This is a genomic window from Deinococcus fonticola (assembly GCF_004634215.1).
Taxonomy (GTDB): domain Bacteria; phylum Deinococcota; class Deinococci; order Deinococcales; family Deinococcaceae; genus Deinococcus; species Deinococcus fonticola.
On record NZ_SMMH01000004.1, the window covers coordinates 24487 to 48851 of the forward strand.

Below are 24365 nucleotides of genomic sequence, written 5' to 3' on the forward strand. Positions count from 1 at the left end.
CCCATGTCCGAGATTCCCACCGCCGCCATCAGCCGCCTCGTCACATACCTGCGCATCCTGGAGCAACTGGAGGGCCAGGACGTCAGCCGCACCAGCAGCAACGACTTGGCCGAACGCGCCAGCGTCACGCCCTTTCAGGTGCGCAAGGACCTGGCCTACTTCGGACGCTTCGGTACGCGCGGCATGGGCTACACCGTCCCCCTGCTGAAACGCGAACTGATGCGCGTCCTGGGCCTCAACCAGACCTGGAACGTCGTTATTCTGGGCATGGGCCGCCTTGGGCACGCCATCGCCAACTACCCCGGCGCGAACGATTACCGTTTCCAGTACGTGGGCCTGTTCGACAGCAACCCCGAACTGATCGGCCGGGAAGTCCACAGCCTGCCCATCCAACACGTCTCCAGGCTGCACGACTTCGTGCAGGGCCACGCCCACACCCCCCAGCGCGTCGACATGGGCTTCATCGCCGTGCCTCCCGAACACGCCCAGGCTGCCGCACAGAACCTCGTCGAAGCCGGTGTGCGCGGCATTCTGAATTTTGCCCCCATCGTCATCCAACCCCGCACCAGCGAACGCGGGGACATCTACGAACCCACCGACGAATGGAAAAACGTCGTCATTGAGAACGTCGATTTCCTCGCCGGCATGAAGCGCCTGGCCTTCTACATCCTCAACCCCCACCTGAAACTATCCGATACGGAGGAAAACACATGAAAAAACTGGCCTTGATCGCTTTACCCCTTCTTCTGGCAGCATGCAGTAACGTCAATCTTAATGGCGTTCAGCCTTACAGTGTTCAGTTCAATGCCCTCTCTTATGACGCTCCCTTGCCAAGTAGCCCAGATGCAGTGAGCGGTCAGGTGGTGAGTACACCAGGTGCACCGGATGTCAATCGTCTTCTCTACACAGCCACTCTGATAGACGGTAATGGGGATCTCGCGGACACCAACGATAACTCGCCTATTGCCCCAACCAAGGGTGTCCTTTTGACAGGTGTCAAGGGTGGATATTACTGCTATACAACGACTGGTGCACCAGTTCCTGCGCCGGAGGCGACGGCATGCTGGATGGGCGCCGATAACGTAAAGCTGGTTTCCGCCGGAGCGAACCTGTGGCCCCAGAATGGCTTTGAAGCGAAACAGCTGATACCAAACGAATGGATGGTAGCCCATTACCAGGCAATGATGAGTAATCAAGGGGGAACGGCTCCTTGGCAGGTTGAATTCGTTTTCACCGCAGAACAAGCCAACGGCAGTTCTGTCACCTGGAAACAAACCTATCAATTTACCAGCCGTTAAGCAGTATCTAGACGATTCCCTTCTATTGAAGCACTCAAGGAAACCATGAAGAACCGAGTATCCTCAGTTATTGCAGCTACCCTGACCATTTTGCTGGCGAGTTGTGGAGGCGTGCGTCACACCGATTACACAGGGGGCACCAAGCCAGTCACCCCCGGTCTGCCAGACACAGAGTACAGGGCTGTGGAGATCACGGGCAAAACGGTGGCACCTGACCGTGCGACACCGATTGGCAATGTCCTGGTCTATGTCGAAGACAGCCTCAGTACAAAACCGCAGGGAACTCAGTTACCCTGCGGCACAGTGCCGGATGCCAAATGGATGGCCACATGTTCAGATGAAAACGGCAATTTCACACTCTCCGGGCAGGTCAAAGGCAAAGCAACTATTCGTCTGGAAAAAGGGGTTTTTCAGGGGATCCTGAAAAAACAATTCAAGACGGCAGGCACCTACCAGAAGCAAAATTATAACCTGGGCGGCTCTCCGGCCCTCGGTTCGCCGACCATGGCTGTTGTCAAAGGTTCTTACGACAGTATTCAGGACATCCTGGGCCGCCTCGGTTTCGGCACCCTGGATACCAACGGCAATCTCCTCTCTGGGACACAGACGTTTGACCTCTTTGAAAGTGCCAAATATGAAGCCCTTTTCGAGGACAAGGACAAAAACGGCAAGGCCAATATTTTCGATTACAAAGTAGTGTTCTGGAACTGCGGCTTCACGCTGGATACTGCGTTAACAGAAGCCAACAAGAAAATTCTCCGGCAGTACGTGCAGGAAGGGGGCAAGATCTACGCAAGCGACTGGGCCTACACGCTGGTCGAAGAAATCTTCCCTGAACTCATCGACTTCAGTGGGTCAGACAGCACCCCGGCAACGACCCCAGAGACAGAGGATGCGGCCAAGATCGGAACAGCCGACATCACCATAAAGGCCTCGGTCACGCCAGCACTACTGACCTGGTTGAAGTCGCAGACGTGCCTGGGTGGTTCCTGCGTCAACAGTGACAACACCGTGAACATCGAGGGGTTCCTGAGCGGCTGGGTGGTGATGAACGCCCTGCACAAGGGAGTCGACGGCGAAATTCTGACGTATGGCAAGATGCCGGAAGATAAAGCCGACCGCCCGCTGACGGTTACTCTGGCCGTGGGCAAAGGCCATGTCACCTACACGTCTTACCACAATGAAACTTCGGATCTGTCCAAAGGGTACCATCCCCAGCAGCGCATTCTGCAATACCTGATTTTTGAATTGTAATTCACGTCGTGCATATGCATAAAAGAAGCGCCCCACAACGCTTGGGGCGCTTCCCATTTACATCGACTTGCTTACCACTTCAGTTCATATTCGGCGAAGCCGTCGTCACGGGTTTTCATGAAGGTGACGCCGGTAGGCAGGTATTTCTGGGCGTTGGGGCTGCTGACCACCAGCAGGGTCGCGCCGGGAATGGGCGTGAGCTTCCAGTTGTTGTCGGCGCTGGGGTTGACGGTTTTCTGTTCCTGAAAGTAGCTGATGAGGGCCTGGCGGGTCTCGTCGGGGGCCTGAAGGATGATGTTCTGACCGGTCAGGCCGGGGAAGCTGCCGCCACCGCTGGCGCGGTAGTTGTTGGTGGCGACCACGAATTCCTGGTTAGGATCGATGGGTGTGCCCTGGTACATCAGGTTCTTGATGCGGCTGGCGCCCGCATTGGCCACCTGGCCTTTGCTGTCGTACTTGCTGGGCTGGGTCACGTCAATTTCGTAGGTGACGCCGTCAATCACGTCGAAGTTGTAGGTGGGGAAACTGTCGTCGACGAGCGCCTGAGGAGTTTTGCTGCTGGGATCGATCTGTTTGAACTGGCCGGCCGAGCGCTCCAGCCACTCCTTGATGTCGCTGCCCTTGACCAGCACGGCCTGAACGGTGTTGGGGTACACGTACAGGTCAGCCACGTTCTTGATGGCGAGCGTTCCGGCGGGAATGTCGGTGTAATAGCTGGCCCCGCTGCGCCCACCGGCTTTGAAGGGCGCGGCGGCGCTCAGCACGGGCAGGTCTTTGTATTTGGTGTCGGCTAGCGCTTTTTTCACGTAAGCCGTCTGGGCCGCGCTGACCAGTTGCACACTGGGGTCGTCCTGCACCAGCGCCCAGTAGCTGTTGATGGGGGTCGAGAGGTCGGCGACTTTGGCGCGGACGTAAGCCAGCGTGCCTTCGTGCGCGGCTTTCACGGCCTCGGCGATGCGCGGGTCCGGGCTGACCAGACTCTTCTTGTTGGTCTTGTCCCAGATGGGGCGCAGGGTGCTCTGGGCGTCGGTGATCGTCCAGCGCTGAGCCTGGCGGTTGAAGCTGAGTTTCAGGTCGGTGACGCCGAGGTTGTTGCCCCAGAATCCGGCCATCATGACCGGTTTGCCGTTGATGGTGCCTTTCTCCAGGTTTGCGCCGGGGATGCTCTTGTAGGTGCTGCCGGGGAATTCCAGGTGGCTGTGTCCGCTGAGGATCACGTCGATGCCGGGCACGGTGGTGAGGGCCGCGGCGAAGTTCTCCATGCCGGGCGTGTACTCGGCGTTGATGCCACCGTGCGCGAGAGCCACGATAATGTCCGCGCCTTTGGCTTTCATTTCGGGCACGAACTTCTGGGCGGCCTGCACGGCGTCCCCGGTCACGATCTTGCCCTGCAACCAGGCTTTGTCCCAATTGACGATCTGCGGGGGCGTGAAGCCGATCACGCCGACGTTGATGATGGCGGGGCGACCGCTGGTGTCGTAAATGGTGTGGCGCTGGATGGTGTAGGGCGTGTAGGCGTTCTCACCGGGTTCGCCCTTGCCGTTGTCGCGGTACACGTTGGCGGTCACGACGGGCATGGGGGCCTGCTTCAGCACCTGATCCAGGTACGGCAGACCGTAGTTGAACTCGTGGTTGCCGAGGGTGGCGGCGTTGTACCCGAGTACCTTCATGGCGGCGTGCATGGGGTGCTGCTGCCCGGCCTTCAGGGGGTTGACGCGGGCCACGTAATCACCGAGCGGGTTGCCCTGGATCAGGTCGCCGTTGTCGAACAGCAGGGTGTTGCGTTTCTCGGCGCGGGCCTGGTTGATCAGGGTGGCGGTGTACTCCAGACCGAACTCCCCGGTGGGTTTGTCCTGGTAGTAGTCATAGCCCAGGGCGCTGGTGTGCAGGTCGGTGGTTTCCAGGATGCGCAGGTCGAAGGTCTGGGTGTCCTGCGCGGACGCGACAGTGAGCAGCAGGGCTCCGGTCAGGGCGATGAATTTCAGTTTCATACCCTGACAGCATAATAAGTTTTCTCAGGTCAAGATGGCATCCATTTCACACAGGTCAGGAGCGGGTCAGGCCGCCGGACGACGCTGGGGAATCATGCCTCTCACAGGAACTTCATTCGCGTGAGCGGGGCGTGAACGTATCATTTGCACGGTACTATTGTCGGACGCCAGACGGTGTTCTCCCCTGCTTTTCCAAGGCGCTCTTTCTTCTTGCGTCCCCCACCTGCGGGTGCTGACGGGACACGGAGGTTCTCAAGTGAAATTCAACCGCTTTTCAACCCTGCCGCTGACGGTGCTCGCGGCGCTCGCCGTGGCCCAGGCGCAAACCAGTGCCCCCAGCACGCCCGCTGCTCCTGCCACCCCGGTGACCGCTCCCTCCACGCCAGCCCCCAAAATTCCGGTATCGAATTACCTGGTGTCGGGCAACATTTACTACGCGCAGGGAAAATTCGATCAGGCTTACGTGGCCTTCCGCGCCGCCGCAGAACTCGATCCGCGCAACGCGACGGCCCTGCTGGGCCTGGGCCGTTCTCAGATGAAGTTGCGGCTCTACAAGCCCGCCATCGAGACGCTGCGCAGCCTGATCAAGGCCGACCCAAGCGGCATCAGCGGCTTTCTGGCGCTGGCCCGCGCTTACGAGGAAGAGTTCATCACCAGTTCCGACCGGGCGGCCACCGCCAAAAACCTGGATACGGCGCTGGGGGTCATGCAGGACGCCGAAGCCGTGGCGAACGCCGGCGCGGCCAAGGACAAAAACGACAACCTGAGTAAAGTGGCCTTCGAGCGGGGCAACATCTACAAACTCAAGGGTGACGGAGCAAAAGCCATCCAGAACTACAAGCAGGCCAGCACCCTGGCCCCCGAGAACAGCCTGGTGCTGTACAGCCTGGGCGACATGTACGCCGCCACCGGTGACCTGCCGCAGGCCATCACGACCCTGCAGCAGGCCGTCATCATCGATCCCGGTGACGCCTACAACCGCGCCTACTACGCCAAACTGCTGGCCCTGAACGGCAACACCACCGCCGCGAAACCCGAGGCCGCGCAGGCCGCCCGCCTCGCCCCTGCCAACGCCTACGCCGTCGGGCAGTACGGCGTGGTCAGTTACCTTGCCAAAGACAGCGCCACTGCCAGAACACAACTGACCCAGGCCGTGAGGCTCGAAGCCCTGCGTTACCCGGAGTTCTACTACTACCTGGGCCGCATTGCGCTGGACGAGAACAGCCTGCAGGCCGCCCGCGAGAACCTCACGAAAGCCGCCGCACTGGGCAGCAACACCCCCGAGTACGTGTACTACCTGGGGCTCAGCTTCGAGCGCGGCTCCGGCCTGATCGCCCCCGACAAGACCAAGGCGCGAGAGAATTACCAGAAGGCCCTGAACCTGAATCCCAACTACCAGCTGGCCAAAGACGCCCTCAAGCGCGTGCAGTAAAGCGGCTTGGGAATTAGGCAGAAGGACGCCGAACAATGCGCCGCCCGCCCCCCCTGCCGGCCCCATCCCTCTCTGACCTCCCCACCACACCGGGGAGGTTTTTTAAGCCCAGGTAAAGGTGACGGCGAGAAGTCAGGCTCATGGGGCGCGGGTAAGATGAGGGTCAGGCAGCACGCAAGGCATTCAAGTGCTGAGAAAAGGAGAATTCAACATGGCTTACACCCTGCCCCCCCTGCCCTACGCTTACGACGCCCTGGCCCCCCACATCGACCAGCGCACCATGGAGATTCACCACACCAAGCACCACCAGACCTACATCGACAACGCCAACAAGGCGCTGGAAGGCACCGAGTGGGCTGACCTGCCCGTCGAGGAACTGCTGCAGAAGCTGGACAGCGTGCCCACCGACAAGAAAATGGTTCTGCGCAACAACGCGGGTGGTCACGCCAACCACAGCCTGTTCTGGCAGGTCATGGGGCCAGGGCAGGGCGACAACAACCAACCCAGCGGCGAACTGATGGACGCCATCAACAGTGCCTTCGGTTCCTTCGACGCCTTCAAGGAGAAGTTCGAGGACGCCGCCAAGACCCGTTTCGGCTCGGGCTGGGCCTGGCTGGTCGTGAAAGGCGGCCAGGTGGCCGTGGTCAGCACCGCCAACCAGGACAATCCCCTGATGGGCGAGGGCGTGGCCGGCGTCAGCGGCACCCCCATCCTGGGCGTGGACGTGTGGGAGCACGCCTACTACCTGAACTACCAGAACAAGCGCCCCGATTACCTGAAGGCCTTCTGGAACGTCGTGAACTGGGACGAAGTCAGCAAGCGCTACGCCGCTGCGAAGTAAACAAAACGGTTCAAGCATTGGAAAGACCCCCAGTCGAATTTGACCGGGGGTTTTTTATTGTTGGCTGACGCTGGGGTGTGCCGTAGTCATTACGCCTCCCCTGGCTGATGCTGGGCATCAACTTTCTGGGTGACCCGGCCGTGTTGCTGCGTGGCCCGGAATTTGACTGGCGAAAAGTGTCTGTCCTCCTGACAAGTTTGAGAATGTTCCCTACCGCTGGCTTTACTGGCGGTGGCGAACATCGATCTGGGCATGTACGGGCTGTTCGGTGTGGTCTTCCCTCTTGGCATGGCTTATCTGCTGGGCGCGCTGCTGGGGAAAATCTGGAGTTTCAGCCAAACCAGAAAATAACCCCCAGCCAGGTTGACTGGGGGGTTGCCTTTTGCCCTTAGCTTTTTGCCGTCAGGGTCATTCCTTGTCAAACATGATGGCGTCGGTGTGGGGCGGAATGGGGGGCTGGGCGCGCCTGGCGCGCAGGCGCAGGATGGCCGGAACGACCAGGGCCAGCAGCACGATGAACAGGATGAACGCGGTCAGGGGCTGCCTGACGAAGATGCTGAAGTCACCGTTGCTCTGTTGCAGGGCGGTGCGGAAGAAACTTTCGGCGGTCGGCCCCAGCACCACGCCGATGATGGCGGGCGTGACCGGGAAGTCGAAGCGGCGCATGCCGTACCCGATGACGCCGAAGATCGCCAGCAGCACCAGGTCGAACACGCTGTTGTTGAGGCTGTACACGCCCACCGTGCTGAACACCAGAATGCCAGCGTACAGGTAGGGGCGCGGAATCAGCAGCAGTCTGGCCCACACGCCCGCCAGCGGCAGGTTCAGCAGCAGCAGCATGACGTTGCCGATGTACAGGCTGGCAATGAGGCCCCACACCAGGTCGCCGTTGGTCATGAACAGCAGCGGGCCAGGTTGCAGGCCGTACTGCTGGAAGGCGGCCAGCAGGATGGCGGCGGTGGCACTGGTGGGCAGCCCCAGGGTGAGGAGCGGCACCAGCACCCCTGCGGCAGAAGCGTTGTTGGCGGCTTCCGGCCCGGCCACACCCTCAATGGCTCCCTTGCCGAATTCCTCGGGGTGTTTGCTGAGACGCTTTTCCAGGGTGTAACTGAGGAAGGTGGGAATCTCCGCGCCGCCCGCAGGGAGCGCCCCGAAGGGGAAGCCCAGGGCGGTGCCGCGCAGCCACGGCCCCCAGCTTCTGCGCCAGTCGTCGCGTTTCATGGTCGCGCCGCCTTCGAGCTTGATCACGTCCTGCGTCTTGCGGTAGCGGCTGGCGACGTACAGCGTCTCCCCGATGGCGAACAGGCCGATCACGACGGTCACGAAGTCGATGCCGTCGAGCAGTTCCGGGAATCCCAGCGTGAAGCGGGCCTGTCCGCTTTGCAGGTCCGTGCCGATCAGGCCGATGGACAGGCCGAAAAACAGGCTCAGCAGCCCGCGCAGGGGGCTATTGCCGAAGGTGGCACTGATGGTCACGAAGGCCAGCATGATCATGGCGAACTTGGCGCTGGGCGGAATCTGCACCGCGATGTTGGCGATGGCCGGGGCAAAGAAAGTGAGCAGCATGGTGCCGATGGTGCCCGCGATGAACGAACCGATGGCGGCGGTGGCCAGCGCGGCGGCGGCGCGCCCGCGCCGGGCCATCTTGTTGCCTTCCAGCGCGGTGATGATGCTGGCGGACTCGCCCGGCGTATTCAGCAGGATGCTGGTGGTCGACCCGCCAAACATCCCGCCGTAATAAATCCCGGCGAACATGATAAAGGCACTGACAGGCGGCAACTTAGCCGTGACGGGCAGCAGCAGTGCCACCGTGAGGGCCGGGCCGATGCCGGGCAGCACGCCCACCAGGGTGCCCAGGGTCACGCCGATCAGGGCATACAGGAGGTTCATGGGGTGCAGGGCCGTTTCGAACCCGGCAAACAGGGAGGTGAGGGCGTCCATTAAAGTTCTCCACGCTGAGCGTCAGCGCAGCGGCGAGCAGACAGGCACTGCGGCGAAGCAGCGGGGGGAGGAGAAAAGACCTCAACCCGGAGGGCTGGAAGGCCACCATCAGCGCGTGGACTGAAAGACCGGAGGGTTAAGGTCATCAGAGAATTCCCTTCAGGATGCCCGGCGGCAAGGTCAGGCCCAGGCCTCTGGTGAACAGCACGTAGGTGATGAGGGCCACGATCAGCGCCACGCCGACCATCAGGCCGTAGCGCCGCTCACTGAAGGCGTAAGCCACGCTGAAGTACATAACCGCCGTGCCGATCACGAAACCCAGCGACGGCAGTAGAAACGACCCGATCAGAAACCCCACCATGATGACGGCCGGGTTCACGTGGTTGATGGGCGCGTCCGGATCCGTGTCTTCTTCCAGGCCCGGTTCGGCCCGGTCACCGCGCAGGGCATTCAGGGTCAGCAGGCCGCCCAGCGCCATGGTGCCGATGCTGACGATCAGCGGAAACACGCGCGGGCCAACCACCGCGTTGATCCCGAAGGGGATTTTTAACGTGCCGAGCAGCAGCAGCACGCCCACCAGGGTGATGCCTATGGCGACCGCCAGGTCAGCCGGGCTGATGCCGGGCCGCGCTGGCGTGACGGGTGGGGCGGACGGGGATTGAGTCATCGGGCCTCCTGAAATCCTGAAAGCCAGGAATCTGAATGCAGGAAAGACAAAAAAGGCGGAGCAGCTTGCCTGCCGCTCCGCCCGCACTGGCTTACTTGGCGAGGCCGATTTCCTGGAGGATGCCCTTGGCGCGGGCGGCTTCGGTCTTCAGGAACAGTGAGTATTTGGGGCCGCTGAGGTACAGGTCAGTCCAGCCGCGGGTTTTCAGGGTGTCCTGCCACTCCTTGCTTTCGTGCATCCTGTCGAGGGCTTCGACCAGTTTGGCCCTGTCGGCGGCCTTGATGCCGGGGGCGGCGACGATGCCGCGCCAGTTGGACAGTTCGACTTTGTACCCCTGTTCGCGGAAGGTGGGGGCGTCGATGCCGGCCTGGCGTTTGGGGGAGCTGATGCCGATGACGCGGAGTTTCCCGGCCTTCACCTGCGCCTCGAATTCGCCGTATCCGGCGACGGCTCCGGCCACCTGGTTGCCCAGCACGGCGGCGAGGGTTTCACCGCCCCCGCTGAAGGGGACATAGTTCATTTTCCTGGGGTCGATGCCGGCAGCCTTGGCCAGCAGGCCCACCAGCATGTGATCGGTGCCGCCGGCGCTGCCCCCGGCGATGGCCAGGCCGTTGTTGGCCTTCCAGGCGGCGGCGAAGTCCTTCATGTTCTTGTAGGGGCTGCCCGCAGGCACCACCAGCACCTCGTACTCGCCGGTGAGGCGGGCGATGGGCGTGGTTTTGCTGAGATCGACTTTGCTGCCGTTGGTAATGATGGCGCCCACCATCACCAGGCCCATGGTCATGAGTTGCGAGCCGTCGCCTTTGGCGTTCGCCAGTTGCGCCAGGCCGATGGTGCCGCCCGCGCCGGGAACGTTGAACACCTGCACGGGTTTGGCGATGCCGGTGGTTTGCAGGGCGGTCTGGAGGGCGCGGCTGGTCTGGTCCCAGCCGCCGCCGGGGCTGGCGGGGGCCATGATGCGCAGGTTGTTGAGGCTTTGCGCCTGTGCGGCGCTGGGGGCCAGGGCGGTCAGGGTCAGGGCGGCCAGAAGGGCGGCTTTGTTCATGGGGACTCCTTGAGTGGTGCGGCCCGGATGGTTCCGGTTCGGCACACGACTGAATTGTGCTAACTGTCCCCCTACCGTAAGGGCGCCAGGCCAGAAAAGCAACGTGGAACACGCGTTTTTTAGTGTTCTTTATGCACGACCGTGAACGCAATGAACTTAAGTCCCGCCGGGGCCGGCAGGCTGTGCCTACAATGCCCGCAAGTCTCATGCGTGTGTCCCTGACGCCTCCTCAACCCCGTTCCCGCCTGGGCCGCGTGCTGCTGGGCCGCCCGGGGCTGGGCCTTCAGGGCCGGCTGGTGCGGCTGCATGTGCTGGTGCTGTGCGCCATGACCGCCCTGCTGGTGCTGGTGCAGACCGCTGGTGCAGACCTTTCAGTTTTACGGCGCGGCCCGCACACGCCTGGGCGAACGGGCGCTGACCACCAGCCGGATCGTGGCGCAACTGCCCATCGTGTTCCAGGGAGCGCAACAGGGGGGCCAGAACGCCGCCCTGAACGCGCAGGTGAACGACCTGCTGGACGAGAGCGAGGCGGATTTCATCGTGGTGGGGAACGCGCGGGGCATCCGGCTGGCCCACCCGGTGAAAGACCGCCTGGGCAAACCCATGGAAGGCGGCGACAACACTGAGCCGCTGGCGGGGCGCGAGGTGGTGAGCGTGGCCCGCGGCAGCCTGGGGCCCAGCGTGCGCGGGAAAGTGCCCATCTGGGCGGGCGGTGTGAAAGGTTCGCGGGTGGTGGGCGTGGTCAGCACCGGCTACCTGATGCCGCAGGCGTGGCACCTGGCCGCACAGAGCCTGCTGAGCCTGGCGCCGTGGTTCCTGCTGGCGCTGGCCCTGGGCATGGGGGGCGCCAGCTGGACGGCCCGGCGATTGCGGGCGGAAATTCTGAACCTGGAACCCGAGCAGATCACGGCGGTGGTGTCTCAGCAGCGGGCAGTGCTGGCCGCCCTGCGCGAAGGCGTGATCGCCGTGGACAGTAACGCGAACATCACGCTGATCAGCGAGCGGGCCAGCGAGGATTTGCAACGAAGTTCCACGCCCACGCCGCTGGAGCAGGGGTGGCCGGAACTGGCGGAACTGACGCGCGCGGGCACCCGCACCCGTGAGCAGAATCTGGAGTTGACGCTGCGCGGCTGACGGCCTGACAGATTTTATGAGGGCGGAGCGGAAATCAGCACCCACACACAGTTAAAGCAGTCAAAAGGGTCAGGATTCTTTTGCTTCCGATGACCGAGCGGGGCGGGATCAGGCCCACCGATCAGTGCGACCTGCTTCAACACCTGTTCACCCCAAGACAGTGCCTGTTTGATGCGATTCATACCGATTTTGAGGAAACTGATACCGCGCTCCCAGTGCGGATCAACGAGTCTCCGGTGGCCTTGTGCGACACAGGCATCACCTTCAGATACGAGAAAGAGCGTTGCCAACGAAAGAATCAGACACAATCTCTCCAATTTTCCTTCATCGCGCAACATGGACTCTTCCAACTGGAAGAGTCCACTTTTATCGTCCAGGAAGCCTTCTTCGATACCAAAGCGTTCACCGTAGACTTCCAAGGTTTCCAGACTGGTCGGCTCATTGCTCACGACTTGCCAGGTGTCCTGCCCATGAGCGGGACGAGCAAGCGCCAGATGTACTGGGCCATATTTTTGGCCTGTCAGTCGCATGTTATGGAAGCACTTCGCTTCGCCAACTTGAAGAGCGACCTCACCCACTTTACACAGCCTCTGCCCGTTTGCTGCACACAGCAGCAGGCTGGATTTGATGCGAATGATATAGTTCCATCCGCACTGAGACAGTAAATCCATCAACTCGACATCACAAAAGCCTCGATCAGCCAGGAACCTCACGTTGTCGATGCCTGCCGCCGCAAGGATTCCCCTGGCCTGGGCAATGATCGGCGTCAATTGTTCGGTGCTGACCTGTGCGCTGGCATGCTTGATGACTCGGGTGACGAGCGGAACCGCTCGTCCACGGAACAAAATGGAGATGCGGATCATGCAGTACGTGTTGAACAGCATGCTGGTGTCCAAGGCCAATTTGAGGACGTGTGGCCCCCAGTGGCGTAAAGCCTTCATGACGGCTGGGCCGTAGATGTCGGTCGCATTGATGTGTTTGTTATCGAGCCAGCGCACAATCTGCCGTTCTATGCTCTGGGCATATCGCCCAGCAGGCAAATAAGGAAGCCACGCTGATGGCGTGGCTCGCCGAGAGAGAATGAGTGCGGCAACCATCCAGGCACACGTTTTAGCGTTCCGGATATCGTTCCAGAAGGCGTTTTTGACGTGATCGAAGACAGACTGGTAGAGTCGAGGAGCGTCCCCAAGGAGTGTTTCTGTTGTCACGAACAAAAAGCATCCCGCATCGGGGACGCTTTCTCATACTTTCTGTCAGGCCGTCAGCGCTGCGCGGTCAGCCTTTTCTGGTGAACATCGAACCGCTGGAGGGCGGCGGGTTCGTGGCGGGCTTCCGTGACCGGGCCGAGGCAGTGGCGCTGGCCGACGAATTGACGCACGCCCGGGGGTTCGTGGACGTGCTGCGGGCGCAGTCTCACGAGTACCAGAACCGCCTGCACGTCATCTCGGGACTGTTGCAACTGGGCCGCCACGAGGAGGCCCTGCGCGTCCTGAACGCCGAAATCCAGGCGGACGCCGAGTTCCGGCAGTTGCTGCGGGACGTGCAGGTGCCGCGGCTGGTGGCCCTGCTGGCCGGCAAGCGCGAGCGGGCGCAGGAGTTGAACATCCACTTCGTGATCGCCGAGGGCAGCCACCTGTCGCCCCTGTGGGAACGCCACGCGGACACCCTGGTCAGCGCCGTGGGCAACCTGACGCAGAATGCGTTCGAGGCCCTCGGCGGTCAACCGGGCGAGGTGACGGTGCTGATCGGTGAAGACCCGGAAGGCATGCAGATCGAGGTCGAGGACAGCGGCCCCGGCGTCAGCCCGGACATCACCGAACGGCTGTTCACGCAGGGGGCCACCACTAAAGGTGAAGGGCACGGCTACGGTCTGGCCGGGGTCGGCGCACGCATTCACGCGCTGGGCGGCACCATTCGCCATACGCGCCGCGCCGGGCGCACCGTGTTCGAGGTGAGTCTGCCCGCGCCAGCCGCCGGCCCGCCAGGAGGTCAAGCATGAACCCACAGAACCTTCAAAGTGTGCGTGTCCTGCTGGTCGAGGACGACCTGCGGGTGGCCCGCGTCAACCGCGACCTGCTGGAACGTGACCCGGATGTTCACGTGGTGGGCAGCGCCAGCACCTGCCAGCAGGGGGACGCGCTGGCGCTGGCGCTGAAGCCCGACCTGATCCTGCTGGACGTGCATCTGCCCGACGGTAGCGGCCTGGGACTGCTGCGGCACTGGCGCACCAACGGCATGACCAACGACGTGGCCCTGATCACTGCCGCCGACGATGAACCCAGCATTCGCCTGGCGCTGGCGCAGGGGGCTTTCGATTACCTGATTAAACCCTTTACCGCCGCGAGGCTCTCGGAGTTGCTGGCCCGGCACCGCGCCCGCCGCGCCGCCGCGAACACCCGCCAGAGCGAAGCCAGACTCGATCAGGCCAGCCTGGATCGCCTGCTGGGCGTGACGCCCGCGCCCACCGAACTCCTGCCACGCGGCATCGACCCGCACACGCTGGAACGGGTGGTCGCCGCCCTGACGGAAGCGGGCGCGGCCCTGAGCGCCGAGGAAGTGGGTGAACGTGTGGGTCTCTCGCGCGTGACCGCCTGGCGTTACCTGGAGCACCTCGTCCGCACCGGCCTGGCCGTGCTGGAGCACCAGTATGGTCAGGCCGGCAGACCCGCGAAACTGTACCGGGCAACCGGCGCAGAGGCCCAGCCGCCGCTGGCTGATGCCCCAGAGGTATGACCAGTTAAAAGTCGATAGAAAAAACACCCTCCCAGTCATGTCCTTGCAGGTCACCAGCAGCACGCCACAAGCCTCTTTGCTTCACAATCGACCACGCCTAGCCCACCCGCCTTCCTCGCCTGCCACACTGTCAGCATGAACAATTCGACGCTGACGGCGGTGCCGGGTTTCCGGGTGGGTCACTGGACAGATCCGGTGGGGTTGACGGGCTGTACGGTGATCCTGTGCCCGCCGGAGGGTGCGGTGGCGTCCGGGTCGTTCCTGGGGCCGAGCCCGGGCACGCGTGAGGGCGTGCTGCTGTCCCCGGAGAAGAAGGTGGAGCGCGTTCACGCCCTGCTGCTGACGGGCGGCAGCGCCTTCGGGCTGGGCGCGGCGCAGGGGGTGGTGAAGGTGCTGGAAGAGCGCGGCATCGGTCACGAGACACCGTGGGCGCGGGTGCCCATCGTGCCGGCGGCGGTCATTTACGACCTGGGCGTGGGTGACGCGCGGGCCAGACCGGACGCGGCGGCGGGGGAACACGCGGCCCGCACGGCGTCGGACGACCCGGTGCGGCGTGGGCGAATCGGCGCGGGAACGGGCGCGACCGCCGGGAAGTACGCGGGGGGAGGCGTGCCCGGCGGCCTGGGCAGCGTTTTTCTGGAACGCCACGGCGTCAGTGTGGGCGCAGTTGCGGTGGTGAACGCTATTGGCGATGTGCTGGACGAGCGGGGCCGCGTGCTGGCCGGTTCCGGCACGGTTGCTCAGGTGGCTGGCCTCGGCACGCCGAATTTCACGCCCGGGGACGTGGAAAGCACCACCCTGGTGGCGGTCGTGACCGAGCATGCCCTCTCGAAAGCTGATTGCCGCCGCTTCGCAGACGCCGCGCAGTGCGCCCTGGCCCGCGTCATTCACCCCAGCCACACCTTCTGGGACGGGGACAGCGCCTTTATGCTCAGCAGCGCCGTGAAACCTGCCGCAGACCCCCTGCTGCTGGGCGCATTGGTGCAGGAGGCGGTGTGCGCGGCGGTACGAGACGCGGTGAGGATGGCCGACCCTGGCCGCCAAGAGCATCCGCAGTGACGGTCGCGCGCTCCCAAACCCTCTAGAATCTCCCCTGTGCTGCTGTCGGCCCTGTCTACTCTGAATTACCGGAACCTCGCGCCGGGAACCCTGGAATTCCCGGAGGGCGTCACCGGCATTTACGGCGAGAACGGCGCGGGGAAAACCAACCTGCTGGAGGCCGCCTACCTGGCCCTCACCGGGCAAACCGACGTTTCGCGGCTGGAACAACTGGTGCAACTGGGCGAAAAGGAAGCGTACGTACGGGCGGATTTGCAGCAGGGCGGCAGCCTCAGCATTCAGGAGGTCGGGCTGGGGCGTGGGCGGCGCCAGATGAAGGTGGACGGCATTCGCAGCCGCACCGGCGATCTGCCGCGGGGCAGCGCGGTGTGGATTCGCCCGGAGGACAGCGAACTGGTGTTCGGCCCCCCCGCCGGGCGGCGGACGTACCTGGATTCGCTGCTCTCGCGCCTGAGTGCGCGCTACGGGCAGCAGCTCTCCCGCTACGAGCGCACGGTGTCGCAGCGCAACGCGGCCCTGCGGGCCGGCGAGAACTGGGCCATGCACGTCTGGGACGAGGCGCTGGTAAAACTGGGCACCGACATCATGCTGTTTCGCCGCCGCGCGCTGTCGCGCCTGGACGAACTGGCGCGCGAGGCGAACACTGCCCTGGGCAGCCGCAAACCGCTGGTCTTGACCCTCAGCGAGTCCACCGCCCCCGAAACCTACGCCGCTGACCTGGCCGGACGCCGCGCCGAGGAGTTGGCGCGCGGCTCCACCGTGACCGGCCCGCACCGCGACGACCTGCTCCTGACGCTGGGCGACTTTCCCGCCAGCGACTTCGCCAGCCGGGGTGAAGGCCGCACCGTGGCCCTGGCGCTGCGGCGCGCCGAACTGGAACTGCTGGCCGAGAAATTCGGCGAGAAACCCGTGCTGCTCGTCGACGATTTCACGGCGGAACTCGACCCGAACCGCCGCCAGTACCTGCTCCACCTGGCAGCCAGCGTCCCCCAGGCAATTGTGACCGGCACCGAACACGCCCCCGGCGCGGCGCTGACGCTGCGGGCCAGTGCCGGGCGGTTCACGCAGATTGAACCGCAGGAAGTCCAGGCATGACCAGGCCAGGCAGAAGCAGTGCAGGCAGGATGCTGGCCCTCTCCCCTTGCCCCTCGGCCAGCCGCCGAACTGTAGGTTCGCGGTGACCCGGCGGCGCGCGGGCGGCCCGCTGGACATGAGCAAGCTGATGGGCGCGACCCTGGGAACGGCGCGGCTGGCGCGCGGGGTCGAGAAGGCGCGGGCCATTCTGCTGTGGCCGCACGCGGTGGGGCCGGAGATCGCCAGGCTCACCAGACCGCGTTCCCAGCAGGGGGGCACCCTGTTCGTGGAGGTGCGCGACAGCGCGGCGGCCCACCACCTGACCATGCAGCGCCATCACTTCATCAGGCGCCTGAACGAACTGATGAATGACCGTAATGTCACGGAAATTCGCTTCAGTGTGGGCACGGTCAGGCCCCCGCCGGACGCGCCGCGCGCTGCGCCGCTGCCGGCCCCGGACCGGGCGCGGGCGCGCAAACTGGTGCAGGACGTGCAAGACCCCGAACTCAAGCAGGTGGCCTTGCGGGCCGCCGAGGCCATTACCCGCGCCCGCAAATGGCGCGAGGAACAGGGCTGGCGGCCCTGCCCGGTGTGCGGCGAACCCAGCCAGGAGCAACCCTGCCGGGCGTGTGCCCTGACGCTGGAAGACCCGAACGTGAAACGCGCCGCCCGGAAAATCGTGCGCGAACCCGAACGCCTGGGCGAACTGGAAGGGACGCTGGGGGACAGCGGCCAGAACGCCGCGAAGTTCCTGGCGCTGGAGCAGCTGAAAGACCAGCTCGACCTGCTGGCCGTCGAGTGCGTGCGCGGCGGCGGCGCGGCGGAGTACGTGGATTTCCTGCGAATTCAGGCGCGGGTTTATCTGTGCCTGCACCTGGAGAAACCCATCGCGTCACTCCGAAAAGCCGACCTTCAGCACCTGCCCGAAAAACCCCGGCAGGTGCTCACGGCGGGGCGCGGCGAAAACGGGTAAGCCTCAAACCTGCTGGGGTGAACTTTTTTCCAGCTCTACACTGCCTGGGTGAAAGTCACTTTTTTAAAGATCGCCGCCACAGCGGCTCTGCTGCCTTGCACCGCGAATGCCGCCGATATTCATCTGGGGTTAAGTGTGGAGGGCACCGGGATTATCGTCGCGGACGCCCCAGGACTGGGCATCGTTCCCGGTGTTTCTATTTCGGCCACCACCCCCCTTTCGCAATACTTCAGTGCCCGTGCCCGGCTCAGTGCGGGCGCTTTCGTGCTGCCTATCCTCCGGCTCGACGGCACCATCCTCAGCCGGGGAGCCACTTACTTTGGCGTTGGTCTGGGGAGTGGCGTGGCCCTGGGAACCGGGGACATCACCCTCACGCAGGGATCTGCGGTGGGCCTCATCAACGTCCACGCGCTGGTGGGGAGGAACTTCAAGGCGGCCCAGGTAGAGTTACAGGCCCGTGCCGGGATTATTTACAGCGCTGGCCTCAGCGTCAATTACCTGTTGCCTAACCGCTGAGCTTGACCCCCTCGCCTACTGCGTCGCACAATAGCGGCAGGCGTTGAACCGCAGGAGTACCGCGCCACGTGTTCACGAGCGAGTCTGGGACGGTGAGAGCCAGACGGATAACAGCGCGCGAAGGGCAGCGGGGAGCTGACAACACAAAAGGGCCAGTCGCCGCAGACCGCGGCCGCTGGAACTGGGGTGGAACCGCGTAGGGGCTGAACTCTGCGTCCCCAGACGAGCGAGAAAAAGCCGTCTGGGGATTTTTTTTCTTTGCTCGGGAGGAGAACGGAATGCCCGCAGGATCGATGGAAGAACTGGTCAGTTTGTGTAAGCGCCGTGGATTTATTTTTCAGGGCAGCGAAATTTACGGTGGGTTGCAGGGGTTCTACGATTACGGCCCGCTGGGCGTGGAGCTGAAGAACAACATCAAGGCGGCGTGGTGGCGCAGCAACGTGTACGAGCGCGACGACATGGAGGGGCTGGATGCCAGCATCATCATGCACCGCATGGTCTTGCGCCACAGCGGTCACGAGGCGACCTTCAGCGACCCGATGGTGGACAACAAGAAGAACAACAAGCGGTATCGCCTGGATCATTTGTTGAAGGATCAGAAGGCCGACGTGCAGGCGCGGGTGGCCGAGTCGATGGGCGAGAGCGTGGAGAATTTCGCCGCGCTGGTCGCCGCGCTGAACGCGAACCCGGCGCAGGCTTCGCAGGCGCTGCGTGACGCGGGCGTGCGCGACTCCTTCTCCGGCGAGGTCGGCGAGTGGACGGAACCCAAGCCGTTCAACATGATGTTCAAGACCACCATCGGCCCCGTCGCGGACGACGAGTCTTACGGTTACCTGCGCCCAGAAACCGCGCAGGGCATCTTCACCAACTTCAAGAACGTGGTGGACAGCACCAGCCGCCGCCTGCCGTTCGGGATCGCGCAGATCGGGAAGGCGTTTCGCAACGAGATCACGCCCCGCAACTTCATTTTCCGGGTGCGTGAACTGGAGCAGATGGAAATCGAGTTCTTCGTGGTGCCCGGCACCGACGAGGAGTGGCACGAGCACTGGCTGGAAAAGCGCCTGAAATGGTGGGAAGACCAGGGCGTCCCCAGAAGCAAGATCGAGATTCTGGACGTACCCAAGGAAGACCTGGCGCACTACTCCAAGCGGACGTATGACCTGATGTACGACTACCCCACCCTGGGCCACGAGGAGATCGAGGGCATCGCCAACCGCAGCGATTACGACCTCGGCTCGCACACCAAGGCGCAGGGCGAACTGGGCCTGGTGGCGAAGGTGGAAGAAAACGCCGACTCCATCGCCAAGCTGACCATTCCGCACCCGGAGACGAACAAGCCCGTGGTGCCGTTCGTGATCGAGCCTTCGGCGGGGGTCGACCGGGCCATGCTGGCGGTGCTGTCCGAGGCGTTCACGAAGGAGACACTGGAAAACGGCAACGAGCGCATTGTGCTGAAGCTGAAGCCGCACCTCGCCCCCATTAAAGTTGCGGTGATTCCGCTGGCCCGCAACAAGGAGGAAATCACCAGCGTGGCGAAAGCTATCAAGGCCGAGCTGCAAAGCCTGGGCCTGGGCCGCGTGCTGTACGAGGACAGCGGCAACATCGGCAAGGCGTACCGCCGCCACGATGAGGTGGGCACGCCGTTTTGCGTCACCGTGGATTTCGATACCGTGGGCAAAGGTGAGGACGCCAGCCTGGTGGACACCGTGACCGTCCGTGACCGCGACACGCTGAGTCAGGAGCGCGTGAAGATCAGCGAACTGGCCGGGTGGATTCAGGCCAAACTGCGCTGATAAGTGGCTGGCGGGTACAGTTACGGGCGTCCGGGGAAAGCGCCCGAATGCCCTCCACTTCCCCCGCCAGCCACTTTTGGCTTCTCCCTCCGGTCGGGGTTTGAACAGGGCATACCCTGTTCTTCACCCGCCAGCTACTTACCACTCCGAAAAATAGATTGCGCATCTAATCTATTTTTCCGAACAGAGTGAGAAGGAGAAAGAAGGAGAAAATACCCAGCCTTGAGCGGGGATTTTTAATGTGTTCATACGGTTTTAATCCGATTCCCGAACATCCGGAAAGGCGCCGGATGCCCGTCCATCTCCTTAAAACCGTATTTTTTCCATGCGCTCCGCGCAAAATTGCGCCCGGACATGTCCGGGACTCAATTTGAAACCGTATCAGCCCTCAGCCTTTCATTTTGGGTTGCAGGCTGCGGGGGCGTTCGCCGCGTTCGTACACGACGTTGGCGCGGCCCACGATCAGGGGGTCAAGGCGGCCTATGTTGCGCTCGTCCTTGTTGGCGTAGGGGATGCGTTGCAGCACGTACCTTATGGCGTTCAGGCGGGCGCGTTTCTTGCAGTCGCTCTTGACCACCGTCCAGGGGGCGTCGGCGGTGTCGGTGTGGAAGAACATGGCTTCCTTGGCGGCGGTGTACTCGTCCCACAGGTCAAGGGAGGCCAGGTCCATCGGCGAGAGTTTCCACTGCTTGAGGGGGTGGACGCGGCGTTCCCTGAAGCGGCGGCGCTGTTCCTCGCGGCTGACACTGAACCAGAACTTGATGACGTAGATGCCGCTGCGCACCAGGTTCCGCTCGAATTCCGGGGCCTGGCGCATGAATTCCACGTACTCGTCCCCGGTGCAGAAGCCCATGACGTGCTCGACCCCGGCGCGGTTGTACCAGCTCCGGTCGAACAGCACGATTTCGCCCCTGGTGGGGAGGTGCTGCACGTAACGCTGGAAGTACCACTGCCCGGCTTCCTCGGCGGTGGGTTTCTGGAGGGCGACGGTGCGGGCCCCGCGTGGGTTGAGGTGCTCCATGAAGCGTTTGATGGTGCCGCCCTTGCCGGCGGCGTCGCGGCCCTCGAACAGGATGACCACCCTGGCCCCGGTGTCCTTGACCCAGGCCTGGAGTTTCAGGAGTTCCACCTGAAGGCGGTATTTCTCGTGCTCGTAGGTCTCGCGGGACATCAGGTACTTGTACGGGTAGAGGCCGTTGCCGCCGTCGGTGTTCAGCACCCGATCCAGGTTCGCGCTGGGCGTGCGGTCGCGGACGCTGAGGCGCTGGCGCTTCAGGGCGCGGTTCAGGGCTTTTTGCTCGTCGGGGCTGAAGGCCCCCAGCAGGGTGCTGGCGAGTTCGTCGAGTTCCACGGCGGGTTCGGCCTGAAGGATGTCCGACAGGGCCGTGAGTTTCGCGTCCAGCTTGGCGTCCATGCGGGCGTCCACGCTGCGCTGCTCGGTGTCCTGCGGCGTGGCACCGTACACCGTGTCTCCCTGCGTGACAGGCCGGGCCGTGATGTTCCGGGAACGTGTCTCGCTCGCTTCGCCGTCGGCAGGAGGGGCGGCGGTGCGTTTCACGTTATTGGGGCGCTTGGTGCGGCGGGAATTCGTCATGAACAGCAGACCTCCTGAAGCGGGATACCGTGAGTTTACGCCCCACGGTGGCAAGACTTCAGGGACTTGACACTCCGGAGCAAGGGCGTCCGGGGCGGTCAGGGCAAGATTCACTATTCTTCGGGTGGGGTGTACTTGTCTTCCAGGTACTGGCGGCCCGCGCTCAGGCGGCGCTCCTGCGCGGCACGGCCCTGCTGAATCACAGTGTGCATACGGCCTTCGATCAGCGAGAGCTGCTCCAGCAACTGCTGGTCGGAGTGGGGGCTGGGCGGCACGCTGCGGTAGGCGTCCAGCAGTTCCGGCAGGTCTTCACGGGCGGCCTGGCGGGCGTCGAAAGCTTCGCGGGACAGCATGTTCTCGCTGGCGGTGACGCGCAGGGCGTCGCGGGTGGCGATCACGGTGGCACGGAAGGCCCCCTGGGCCTGGGCGGGCAGGGCGCGTTCGTGGGTGTGCAGCAGCGTCAGCAGGTTCTGTTCGCCGTCGGTGGCAGCCTGGGCGTCCGCCAGGGGCACTTCAGGGGCGGGGGGTGGGTTCAGCAGGGTGAAGGCGCGGCGGGCCGTCCAGATCAACCCGAACAGGCCAAGCAGCAGCGTGAAAGCCAGCAGCCAGCCGGCCACGGCGCTGCCCTGGAACACCCCGAAGATCAGCAGCAGCAGGGAAATGGTGCCGATAATCACGGCCCCCAGCAGACTGAGGCCCAGCAGGGTTGCGAGGCCCAGGCCGCGCCGGGTGACGCTGGCCCCGCGCCGGAGTTTCTGCTGGGTGGCACTCTGCGGCAGCCACGGGTCGCGCCCGAACTGGTTGACGGTCTGGCCGATCTGCTGTTGCTGGGCGGGCGAAACGAGGGAATTGACCACCTTCGCCCCGGCCCTGGCGGCGGTGATCACGGTGCGGACAGGCGGTGCCATACGCTTACAGGGTACGTAGTGAACGTGAAAAAAGTTCCCGCCGGGCCTTGAGCGGGAACCCATAGAGCGGGCGCGGTCAGCCGTTCATCTGGCTTTTCACGAACATCTGCCCGATGAAGAAGGTCATGGCGACGAAGGCCAGGCTGGCGGTGGTGAGCCAGGCGGCGTTGCGGGAGGTTTCGGCGTCGCTCTTGCGCGGCAGCCAGTAGAACAGCATCAGGAGACCGACCGAGCCGAGGCCGCCGAGGTAATGCACGTACTTCTGGATGACGCCCATGCCCTGGTCGAGCAGTTTGATGCCCACGGCGGCCTGGAGCATCAGCAGGACTTGCAGGGTGATCAGGGCGGCGTGGGTGGCACTGGTCATGGTTTTCCGGCGGAAGGCCACCCAGGTCAGCACGGTGGTCACGAGGGCGGTCAGCAGGGTGATTCCCCCGACGGCGGAGTGAAGAGCGGGCTGAATGATGAATTCGTCCATGAGAATAAGTCTCCTTGAAAGGCAAGTCAGAGCTGACCGATCGGTCAGTGTTGACTTACCGTACGGTAAGGTGGCAAATTTGTCAAGGACAATAGGTGGAGATAGGCCACGCACGGCTAGCAGGATGATTCGGATTCAACCAATGCTTGAGCAGCCGGAAAAGAGTTGGAGGTGCTGCGCTGACTGTTTCGCCTCAGCACCATCTAGTCTGAGGGCTCTGCGTCCCTTCCCTCAGTGTTGGGGGTTCACCAGCGGCAAGCGCAGGCTGAGCAAAAAGGCCAGCGCCACGCCGCCCAGAGCCAGGAAGTACGCCCGGCGCAGGCCTTCTGCGAGTTCCACGCCTCCTGTGCTGATGGCCGCCGCGCCGATCAGCAGGGCCATGACCGCCACCCCCAGCGCCCCACCCATCTGCCGGGCGAACAGCACGCCGCTGGTGACCGCACCCAGTTCGCCCTTGCCAGCGCTCTGCTGCGCGGACAGCAGCAGCGTCAGCATGGAAAAGCCCATGCCAGTGCCCACGAAAAACCCCAGCACGCTGGTCACCCACAGGGGCGAGTGAACGCTAAAGGTCAGGGCGATGAACATGGCGACCAGCACCGCAAATCCCGCCTGCGTGATGCGCGCCAGCGGCACCTTTTTCATGAGTTGCGCGGCAAAAATGCTGGCGAGCGTCCAGCCGACCAGCATGGGCGTCAGGATGGCGCCGGCGGCGGTGGCCCCGCCGCCCGAGACGCCCTGTGCGTACAGCGGCAGGTAAGCGATCACGCCGAAGTAGCCCGCGCCGCCCAGGAAATTCCCGGCGAACGCCACACGCGTGACCCGTTCGCCCAGCGCCTGAATGGGCAGCAGCGGACTGGGGTGGCGGAATTCCAGAAACACCGCCGCCACCAGAATGGCCGCACCCAGCCCGGCGAGGAGCCACTGGTGCAATTCCAGGCCCCAGATCACCAGGCCGCTGCCCAGCGTGAACAGCAGGGCGCCCAGCCAGTCGATCTGCGCGGCGCGGCGCACGCCGGTCTGGCGCAGAAAGCGGGCCACCATCAGGAAGGCCGCCACCCCGAAGGGCAGGGAGACGTAGAACGTCCAGCGCCACGACAGGTGTTCAGTCAGAAAGCCGCCCAGCAGTGGCCCCAGCAACCCAGAGATGCCCCACACGCCGCTGATGAACGCCTGCACACGGGGACGCTCCTGCAAGGAGTACAGTTCCCCGACAATGGTGAGGCTGATGGTCAGCAGCGCGCCTGCTCCCAGCCCCTGCAAAGCCCGCGCCCCGATCAGCCAGCCCATGCCCTGCGCCGCGCCGCACAGCGCCGAACCCAGCAGAAAAAGCACCATGCCGGTCAGGTACAGCCGCTTGCGTCCCACGATGTCCGAGGCGCGGCCCCACAGTGGGCTGCTGACGGTGCTGAAGAGCATGTAGATCGCAAAGGGCAACGCGTACAGCGCCGAGCCGCGCAGGTCGCGGATGACGCTGGGCATGGCCGTCGAGACTACACTGGCCTCCAGGGCGTTCAGGAAGACGCCCAGAATCAGGCCGATGGTTGCCAGTTGTCTGAGACGAAGTTGCTGCGGGGTCAGGAGGGTGTCGGCGGGCGCGGTCACAGGTCAGGCTAGCGCCGCGCGGCGGAGGCGGA

Annotated in this window: 22 protein-coding genes; 13 read left to right on the forward strand and 9 right to left on the reverse strand. The window is 63.6% G+C overall.

The window, feature by feature from the left end; all coding sequences use genetic code 11:
* The first annotated feature begins 3 nt into the window (after positions 1–3).
* The 3 genes from E5Z01_RS03385 to E5Z01_RS03395 all read left to right on the forward strand — a co-directional run bounded on the left by E5Z01_RS03385 (position 4) and on the right by E5Z01_RS03395 (position 2552).
* Complete coding sequence (locus E5Z01_RS03385; RefSeq protein ID WP_119765815.1) at positions 4–714, forward strand: redox-sensing transcriptional repressor Rex; 711 nt, start codon at positions 4–6, stop codon at positions 712–714.
* On the forward strand, positions 711–1298 hold the full coding sequence (locus E5Z01_RS03390; RefSeq protein ID WP_135228093.1) for a hypothetical protein: 588 nt from the start codon (positions 711–713) through the stop codon (positions 1296–1298). Before E5Z01_RS03385 ends, E5Z01_RS03390 begins: the two co-directional genes overlap by 4 nt.
* 111 nt (positions 1299–1409) lie before the next feature.
* Positions 1410–2552 carry a hypothetical protein gene (locus E5Z01_RS03395; protein ID WP_135228094.1) on the forward strand — a complete coding sequence of 381 codons (1143 nt, stop codon included), beginning with the start codon at positions 1410–1412 and terminating at the stop codon, positions 2550–2552.
* Positions 2553–2623: 71 nt separating this feature from the next.
* Here the strand turns inward: E5Z01_RS03395 and cpdB are convergent, their stop codons facing one another.
* Positions 2624–4543 (reverse strand): 2',3'-cyclic-nucleotide 2'-phosphodiesterase, encoded by a 1920-nt coding sequence (gene cpdB / locus E5Z01_RS03400; RefSeq protein WP_135228095.1) that lies wholly within the window; start codon positions 4541–4543, stop codon positions 2624–2626.
* 256 nt (positions 4544–4799) lie between these two features.
* On the opposite strand from cpdB, the gene E5Z01_RS03405 reads away from it, so the two are divergent.
* A complete protein-coding gene (locus E5Z01_RS03405; RefSeq protein WP_135228096.1) occupies positions 4800–5975 on the forward strand; it encodes a tetratricopeptide repeat protein in 1176 nt (391 codons plus the stop codon).
* A gap of 211 nt (positions 5976–6186) precedes the next feature.
* On the forward strand, positions 6187–6816 hold the full coding sequence (sodA, locus tag E5Z01_RS03410) for a superoxide dismutase [Mn] (RefSeq protein WP_135228097.1): 630 nt from the start codon (positions 6187–6189) through the stop codon (positions 6814–6816).
* A 408-nt stretch (positions 6817–7224) separates the two neighbouring features.
* On the opposite strand, the gene E5Z01_RS03415 is transcribed toward sodA, so the two are convergent.
* The 3 genes from E5Z01_RS03415 to E5Z01_RS03425 all read right to left on the reverse strand — a co-directional run bounded on the left by E5Z01_RS03415 (position 7225) and on the right by E5Z01_RS03425 (position 10469).
* Positions 7225–8757: a tripartite tricarboxylate transporter permease gene (locus E5Z01_RS03415; protein WP_135228098.1), complete on the reverse strand. Its 1533-nt coding sequence runs from the start codon at positions 8755–8757 to the stop codon at positions 7225–7227.
* A gap of 145 nt (positions 8758–8902) precedes the next feature.
* Complete coding sequence (locus tag E5Z01_RS03420; RefSeq protein ID WP_135228099.1) at positions 8903–9424, reverse strand: tripartite tricarboxylate transporter TctB family protein; 522 nt, start codon at positions 9422–9424, stop codon at positions 8903–8905.
* Between the two features lie 91 nt (positions 9425–9515).
* A complete protein-coding gene (locus E5Z01_RS03425; RefSeq protein ID WP_135228100.1) occupies positions 9516–10469 on the reverse strand; it encodes a Bug family tripartite tricarboxylate transporter substrate binding protein in 954 nt (317 codons plus the stop codon).
* A 360-nt stretch (positions 10470–10829) separates the two neighbouring features.
* Here E5Z01_RS03425 and E5Z01_RS03430 point away from each other — a divergent pair, with 360 nt between their 5' ends.
* On the forward strand, positions 10830–11603 hold the full coding sequence (locus E5Z01_RS03430; protein ID WP_240738163.1) for a sensor histidine kinase: 774 nt from the start codon (positions 10830–10832) through the stop codon (positions 11601–11603).
* Positions 11604–11617: 14 nt separating this feature from the next.
* On the opposite strand, the gene E5Z01_RS03435 is transcribed toward E5Z01_RS03430, so the two are convergent.
* A complete protein-coding gene (locus E5Z01_RS03435) occupies positions 11618–12700 on the reverse strand; it encodes a transposase (protein ID WP_225983198.1) in 1083 nt (360 codons plus the stop codon).
* A 191-nt stretch (positions 12701–12891) separates the two neighbouring features.
* Here E5Z01_RS03435 and E5Z01_RS03440 point away from each other — a divergent pair, with 191 nt between their 5' ends.
* The 7 genes from E5Z01_RS03440 (at position 12892) to E5Z01_RS03470 (ending at position 19751) form a co-directional block, all read left to right on the forward strand.
* Positions 12892–13602, forward strand: a complete 711-nt coding sequence (locus E5Z01_RS03440; protein WP_240738164.1) for a sensor histidine kinase — start codon at positions 12892–12894, stop codon at positions 13600–13602.
* A complete protein-coding gene (locus E5Z01_RS03445; protein WP_135228101.1) occupies positions 13599–14336 on the forward strand; it encodes a response regulator in 738 nt (245 codons plus the stop codon). Before E5Z01_RS03440 ends, E5Z01_RS03445 begins: the two co-directional genes overlap by 4 nt.
* A gap of 135 nt (positions 14337–14471) precedes the next feature.
* Positions 14472–15395 (forward strand): P1 family peptidase, encoded by a 924-nt coding sequence (locus E5Z01_RS03450; protein WP_135228102.1) that lies wholly within the window; start codon positions 14472–14474, stop codon positions 15393–15395.
* A gap of 27 nt (positions 15396–15422) precedes the next feature.
* Complete coding sequence (gene recF / locus E5Z01_RS03455) at positions 15423–16490, forward strand: DNA replication/repair protein RecF (protein WP_135228103.1); 1068 nt, start codon at positions 15423–15425, stop codon at positions 16488–16490.
* 82 nt (positions 16491–16572) lie between these two features.
* Positions 16573–17442: a DciA family protein gene (locus tag E5Z01_RS03460; RefSeq protein ID WP_135228104.1), complete on the forward strand. Its 870-nt coding sequence runs from the start codon at positions 16573–16575 to the stop codon at positions 17440–17442.
* Between the two features lie 48 nt (positions 17443–17490).
* Positions 17491–17958 carry a hypothetical protein gene (locus tag E5Z01_RS03465; RefSeq protein WP_119765803.1) on the forward strand — a complete coding sequence of 156 codons (468 nt, stop codon included), beginning with the start codon at positions 17491–17493 and terminating at the stop codon, positions 17956–17958.
* Positions 17959–18236: 278 nt separating this feature from the next.
* Entirely contained in the window at positions 18237–19751 is a 1515-nt protein-coding gene (locus tag E5Z01_RS03470) for a glycine--tRNA ligase (protein WP_135228105.1), read from the forward strand.
* Positions 19752–20139: 388 nt separating this feature from the next.
* Here E5Z01_RS03470 and ppk2 read toward each other — a convergent pair whose 3' ends face one another.
* The 4 genes from ppk2 to E5Z01_RS03490 form a co-directional block, all read right to left on the reverse strand.
* On the reverse strand, positions 20140–21345 hold the full coding sequence (ppk2, locus tag E5Z01_RS03475) for a polyphosphate kinase 2 (RefSeq protein WP_135228106.1): 1206 nt from the start codon (positions 21343–21345) through the stop codon (positions 20140–20142).
* Between the two features lie 113 nt (positions 21346–21458).
* Positions 21459–22253: a hypothetical protein gene (locus E5Z01_RS03480; protein ID WP_135228107.1), complete on the reverse strand. Its 795-nt coding sequence runs from the start codon at positions 22251–22253 to the stop codon at positions 21459–21461.
* A gap of 76 nt (positions 22254–22329) precedes the next feature.
* Positions 22330–22731: a hypothetical protein gene (locus E5Z01_RS03485; RefSeq protein ID WP_135228108.1), complete on the reverse strand. Its 402-nt coding sequence runs from the start codon at positions 22729–22731 to the stop codon at positions 22330–22332.
* Positions 22732–22962: 231 nt separating this feature from the next.
* Positions 22963–24333 (reverse strand): MFS transporter, encoded by a 1371-nt coding sequence (locus E5Z01_RS03490; RefSeq protein ID WP_135228109.1) that lies wholly within the window; start codon positions 24331–24333, stop codon positions 22963–22965.
* Between the last annotated feature and the right edge of the window lie 32 nt (positions 24334–24365).